Source organism: Actinomadura montaniterrae (assembly GCF_008923365.1).
In the GTDB taxonomy this organism is placed as follows: Bacteria; Actinomycetota; Actinomycetes; order Streptosporangiales; family Streptosporangiaceae; genus Spirillospora; species Spirillospora montaniterrae.
The window spans coordinates 1-5,504 of record NZ_WBMR01000383.1 but is presented as its reverse complement, the minus strand read 5'-3'; the positions used below and the strand labels follow the sequence as shown (position 1 = coordinate 5,504).

The following is a 5,504-nucleotide window of genomic DNA, read 5'->3' as shown; positions in this document are numbered from 1 at the left end:
CCCGGCGTCCGCGGCGGGCCCGGCGCCCCAGGCCTCGGCCATCTCGGTGAGCCGGGCGGCGGCGTCCCGGGCGGGCACGCCGCGGCCGACCGCGAGGCCCAGCAGGTAGGCGGTGAGCGGCGCGCCCGGCCGCGCCACCCCGTGCGCGACGTCGCGGGCCAGGTCGAGCACCAGGTCGCGGTCGATGTCGCCACGCTCCAGGCCGAGCTCGCGGCAGACCGCGCTCATCCAGTCCTCAAGTACCGACATGGGCGTCCCCCTTCAACGCGTCGACGTACGCGATGCCCACTCTCGCACGGTCAAAGCACGTCCGGCCGGGCGAGCCCGTCGGCGCGGGCGAGGTCCTCGGGCGTGTCGCAGTCGTACCACGGGGCCCGCTCCCCGGCGGGGAGCGCGACCATCGCCGGGTCCAGCGGGCCGAGGACGCCGCGCAGGGACGCGCCGGTGTACGCGGCGAGCGCGTCCCTCAAGCGGGCGGTGCGCCAGCATCCGGCGAGCCACTGCGCGCGGCCGTCGCCGTCCACCAGCACGGCCCCGGCCCGGTCCCCCGCCGCGTCCAGCAGCGCGGCGACATGGACGGGACGCAGGAACGGCAGGTCGGCGGCCAGCAGGACGGCCCAGGGCGCGCGGACCTCGGGCAGGCCCGCGCGCAGCGCGGGCACCGGACCGGCGCCCGGCGGGTCCTCGCGGACCCGGACGGCGTCCGGCAATACGTCCCGCGGCGGCCCGACCACGATCGTCCGGGACGCGCCGGACGCGGCCGCGGCGACCCACTCGATCAGCGCGCGCCCGCCGACCGGCGCGGCGGGCTTGTCGGCCCCGCCGAGCCGCCGGGCCCGGCCGCCCGCGAGCAGCACCGCGTCGAACGCGGGCACGCGGGTCAGCCGCCGATCGCGGACATCGGCCGGGAGGGCTGCAGGAACGACGGGTCGTCGATGCCGTGCCCGGCCCGCTTCGCCCGGACCGCCTTGCGCCAGCGCTCGGCGATCTCCTCGTCGGCCGCGCCGCCGCGCATCGCGTCGCGCAGGTTGGACTCCTCGGTCGCGAACAGGCAGTTGCGGACCTGGCCGTCCGCGGTCAGCCGGACGCGGTCGCAGGCGCCGCAGAACGGCCGGGTCACCGACCCGATCACGCCGACCGTCTCCGGGCCGCCGCCGACCACGAAGGTCTCTGCGGGCGCGCTGCCGCGGTCGTGCGCGGCGTCCGGGGCGAGGTCGAACTCCGCCGACAGCCGTTCCAGGATCTCGTCCGCGGTGATCATGTCGTCGCGGGTCCAGCCGTGCTGGGCGTCCAGCGGCATCTGCTCGATGAACCGCAGCCGGTAGCCGCGCTCGAGGCAGAACCGCAGCAGCGCGGGCGCCTCGTGGTCGTTGATCCCCCGCATCAGCACCGCGTTGATCTTGACGGGTTCGAGCCCGGCGGCGCGCGCCGCCTCCAGCCCGGCGAGGACGTCCGCGAACCGGTCGCGGTGCGCGAGCCGCTTGAACGTCGCCGGGTCGAGGGTGTCCAGCGAGACGTTCACCCGGTCCAGCCCGGCGTCGGCGAGCGGCCCGGCCAGCCGCGCGAGGCCGATCCCGTTGGTGGTCAGCGAGATCTCCGGGCGCGGCGCCAGCGCCGCGGTGCGCCGCACGATCCCGGTCAGGCCGCGCCGCAGCAGCGGCTCGCCGCCGGTGTAGCGGACCTCGGTGACGCCGAGCTCGCCGACCGCGAGCCCGACCAGCCGGACCACCTCGTCGTCGGTGAGCAGCTCCGGCTTCGGCAGCCAGTCCAGCCCCTCGGGCGGCATGCAGTACGAGCACCGCAGGTTGCACCGGTCGGTGAGCGAGACCCGCAGGTCCGTCGCGGTACGACCGAAGGTGTCGACCAGCACGGGCGCCCCTTCCTGCCGGGTGGACGGCGCGCTGGGCGGGCCGTCCGGGTTACGGTCGATCGGTCCAGCCTATTGCGGCGATCGCCGATCCGTCGCATCGCGGGCTGCGGGCAGGGCCGGTTCGGACGAGGAGGTACGGGTGACGGCGGCACGGGAGTGGGAGTTCGCGGGCACGCGGGGCGCGGTCAGCGCGCGGATCTGGGCGGGCGCCGAGCCCCGCTACATCGCGGTCCTGGCGCACGGGTACGGCGAGCACCTCGGCCGTTACGAGCACGTGGCGGACGCGCTCGTCCGGCACGGCGCGACCGTGTGCGGGCCCGACCACATGGGGCACGGCCGGTCGGCGGGCGACCGGGTGCTCATCGAGGACTTCGAGGACGTCGTCGCCGACCTGCACACCGTCGTCGAGGCGGCCCGCGGCGACCATCCGGGCCTGCCCGTCGTACTGATCGGGCACTCCATGGGCGGCCTCATCGCCGCCCGCTACGCGCAGGTCCACGGCGACGTGCTGACCGCGCTGGTGCTGTCGGGGCCGGTCCTCGGCCGCTGGGCCGCCGTGGACGCGCTGCTCGCCCTCGACGAGATGCCCGACGAGCCCATCGACACCGCCACGCTGTCGCGGGATCCGGCCGTCGGGAAGGCGTACAGCGAGGACCCGCTGGTGTGGCACGGCCCGTTCAAGAAGCCGACCGTCGAGGCCATGGACGCCTGCATCCGCCGGATCAACGAGCACGGGTCGCTCGGCGCCCTGCCCACCCTCCACGTGCACGGCGACGACGACCGGCTCGTCCCGCTGGACGGCACCCTGGTCGGGATCGAGGCGATCCGGGGCGGCGACCTGACCCAGCGGATCTACCCGGGGGCGCGCCACGAGGTGTTCAACGAGACGAACCGCGACGAGGTGCTCGGCGACGTCACCGCGTTCGTCGACCGCGTCCTGGCCTGATCAGCGGCGCCCCGCCGGCCGCCGGCGGCTTGACCGGCGGCGGCGCGCGGCCTCCTCCTCCGCCCAGGTGATCTCGCCGTGCCGGTCCCACACGAGCGGCCGGAGGTCGGCGGGGTCGGCCGGTGCGTCCGGGCGGGCGAGCACGTCGGCGCGGGCGCGGCGGGCGACGCTCACCCGGCGCCGGAAGTCCCGGAAGATCTGGATCTCGCCGGCGGCGGACCGGCACTGGCCGCCGATGTAGTCGTAGTCCATGCCGTGCGGGTTGGCGGCGTCGAGCCAGCCCGCCTGGACGCCCCACTCCCGCGCCTCGGCGGGACGGGACGGCAGGAGCGCCACCATCCCGTGCATCCGCTTCACCCGGCCTCCCCCGGGGCCGCGGGGGTGCGCGCGGAACCAGGCCCGCGGGTCGGCGAGGGCGCTGTCGAGGCCGTGCGTCCGCCACCGGACCGTGCCGTCCGGCGGCCGCCGCAGCGGCAGCCGCCGCGCCAGGTCGCGGGCGGTCGCGGCGGTGAAGGCGGTGTGCCAGGCCGGGACCAGGACGATCGGGTCCGCCGGATCCGCGTCGAACGGCGTCGGCGTGAGGAACGGCCGGTCGATGACCAGCAGGGTGCCCGGCCGCGACTGGTAGGCCAGCCCCCACAGCAGCCGCGCGAGGACGCGGGCGCCGTGCTGGTCGGACAGCACGTGCCAGGTCTCGTGGAACAGGTTGGTGCTGAAGCCCGCCCTCGTGCCGGGCCGCAGCCCGATGACCGTGTGGTCCCGGCCGGCGAGCCGGACCGTCCGGCGGTGCAGCTTCATGCCGTCGCCCGCGCCGCGCGCGTTCGCCGGCCGCTGCACCGCCGTCATCGTCCTCAGCCCTTCACGCAGACGAGCTGCCGCAGGTGCGCGACGACCTCGACGAGGTCGGACTGCGACTCCATCACCGTCTCCAGGTCCTTGTAGGCGCCGGGGATCTCGTCGATGACGCCGCTGTCCTTGCGGCACTCGACGCCCCTGGTCTGCTCGACCAGGTCCTCGACGGTGAAGCTCTTGCGCGCCTTGTTCCGGCTCATCCTGCGGCCCGCGCCGTGCGAGGCGGAGTTGAACGCCGTCTCGTTGCCGAGGCCGCGGACGATGTAGGTGCCGGTCGCCATCGAGCCCGGGATGATGCCGAGGTCGCCCGCGCCCGCGCGGATCGCGCCCTTGCGGGTGACGAGCAGCTCCTCGCCGCCGTACTCCTCCTCCGCCACGTAGTTGTGGTGGCAGGAGATGACCTGGTTCCACCGGCAGCGCTTCTCGCCGAACCGCTTCGTCACGACGTTCTGCGCGAGCGCCATCATGACCGCGCGGTTGCGGCGCGCGTACTCCTGCGCCCAGAACAGGTCGTGCCGGTAGGCGTCCATCTTCGCGGTGCCGCTGAGGAACACGGCGAGGTCGTTGTCCGGAAGGTCCTGGTTGTGCGGGAGCTTGCGGGCGGCCTCGATGTGGTGCTCGGCGAGCACGTTGCCGATGTTGCGGGACCCGGAGTGCAGGACGAGCCAGATCGCGCCCTCGTCGTCCGCGCACAGCTCCAGGAAGTGGTTGCCGCCGCCGAGCGTGCCCATCTGCGAGCGCGCGCGGCCGAGGCCGGAGCGGACCGCGGGGTGCAGGTCCTCGAACTCCTTCCAGAACTCGTACCAGCCGCGCTCCTTCAGGTTCGGCAGCGCGGACGGGTCGACGGCGCCCTTGTGCGAGCCGCGCCCGACCGGGATCGCCTTCTCCAGGCCGTGCCGGATGCCCGACAGGTCGTCGGGCATGTCCTCGACGGTGAGCGTGGACTTGGCGGCGGTCATCCCGCAGCCGATGTCGACGCCGACCGCGGCCGGGGACACCGCGTTCTTCATCGCGATGACGGAGCCGACGGTCGCGCCCTTGCCGTAGTGGACGTCCGGCATGACCGCGAGCCCCTCCACCCAGGGCAGCGCGGAGACGTTCCGGAGCTGGTCGAGCGCCTGGTCCTCGACGGTGTCGGGGTCGGTCCACATCCGGATGGGAACGCGGCCGCCCTTCAGGGTCTGGTACGGCATGCCTTCTCCTTCTCGACGGGATCCGAACCGTGATCTATGACGCCAGAGCCGCCCATCGCGGTTCAACCGGTTTTCCCGCCGTGGCCGGGTTCATCCCGGCGGGCGTCAGCGGCGCCGCTCGGTGAGGCCGAGGCCGTCGAGGTGCTCCAGCAGCGCGACGGCGACGCGGCGGCTCGTCGACAGCGCGTCGCCGGCCTGCCGCGGCGTGAACGGCTGCGGCAGCGCGGACAGGATCCGCAGCGCCTCTCGGTCGGCGCCGGGCAGCAGGACGATGTCGTCGCGCAGCCGCAGCACCGCGCCCGCGCGCTCGGCGGCGGCGAGGGCCCCGCCGGTGAGGCCGAGCTCGGCGAGGCGCTCCTCGGGCGGCGCGTCGAACGGGGCGCGGGCGAGGTCGGCGCGGAGCCGCTCGATGGCGGCCTCCAGCCCGGGAGGCATCGCCGGACGCTCCGCCGGGTCCGGCGCGGCGGGGGGCGGGGCCTGGTCGTCGGCCGGTGCCTCGGGCGCCGTCGGAGACGCGGTCGCCGGCTCCGGCTCCGCAGGCGCCGCAGGGGCGGGGTCGGGGGACGGGCCGTGCACGCGGCCGCCGTCCAAGCGCAGCGGCGGGCGGACGAGCGCGGCGACGAGATGCCGCGCGGGCAGCCCG

7 protein-coding genes are annotated in these 5,504 nt (G+C 75.6%); 1 reads left to right on the top strand and 6 read right to left on the bottom strand.

The window, feature by feature from the left end:
* From F9B16_RS48980 to moaA, 3 genes are all read right to left on the bottom strand, one after another.
* The coding region (locus F9B16_RS48980; protein WP_151547109.1) for a DUF6457 domain-containing protein at positions 1 to 249 on the bottom strand (249 nt) is incomplete at its 3' end.
* Positions 250 to 299: 50 nt separating this feature from the next.
* On the bottom strand, positions 300 to 884 hold the full coding sequence (mobA, locus tag F9B16_RS48975; protein WP_151547110.1) for a molybdenum cofactor guanylyltransferase: 585 nt from the start codon (positions 882 to 884) through the stop codon (positions 300 to 302).
* A complete protein-coding gene (gene moaA / locus F9B16_RS48970) occupies positions 881 to 1,870 on the bottom strand; it encodes a GTP 3',8-cyclase MoaA (protein WP_225992652.1) in 990 nt (329 codons plus the stop codon). The genes mobA and moaA overlap by 4 nt, the downstream gene beginning before the upstream one ends.
* Before the next feature lie 139 nt (positions 1,871 to 2,009).
* On the opposite strand from moaA, the gene F9B16_RS48965 reads away from it, so the two are divergent.
* The gene (locus tag F9B16_RS48965) at positions 2,010 to 2,816 is read left to right on the top strand and encodes an alpha/beta hydrolase (protein ID WP_151547107.1); all 807 of its coding nucleotides are present in this window, start codon (positions 2,010 to 2,012) and stop codon (positions 2,814 to 2,816) included.
* Here the strand turns inward: F9B16_RS48965 and F9B16_RS48960 are convergent, their stop codons facing one another.
* The 3 genes from F9B16_RS48960 to F9B16_RS48950 form a co-directional block, all read right to left on the bottom strand.
* Entirely contained in the window at positions 2,817 to 3,662 is an 846-nt protein-coding gene (locus F9B16_RS48960; RefSeq protein WP_151547106.1) for a hypothetical protein, read from the bottom strand.
* A gap of 5 nt (positions 3,663 to 3,667) precedes the next feature.
* Positions 3,668 to 4,861: an RtcB family protein gene (locus F9B16_RS48955; RefSeq protein ID WP_151547105.1), complete on the bottom strand. Its 1,194-nt coding sequence runs from the start codon at positions 4,859 to 4,861 to the stop codon at positions 3,668 to 3,670.
* Between the two features lie 105 nt (positions 4,862 to 4,966).
* Positions 4,967 to 5,504: SelB domain-containing protein (locus tag F9B16_RS48950; protein WP_192809384.1), on the bottom strand; the 538-nt coding region annotated here is incomplete at its 5' end.

Bases quoted from the DNA above. Each gene is read 5' to 3' on its own strand.
- F9B16_RS48960 (WP_151547106.1), bottom strand. From the start codon at position 3,662: ATGACGGCGGTGCAGCGGCCGGCGAACGCGCGCGGCGCGGGCGACGGC.
- F9B16_RS48955 (WP_151547105.1), bottom strand. From the start codon at position 4,861: ATGCCGTACCAGACCCTGAAGGGCGGCCGCGTTCCCATCCGGATGTGG.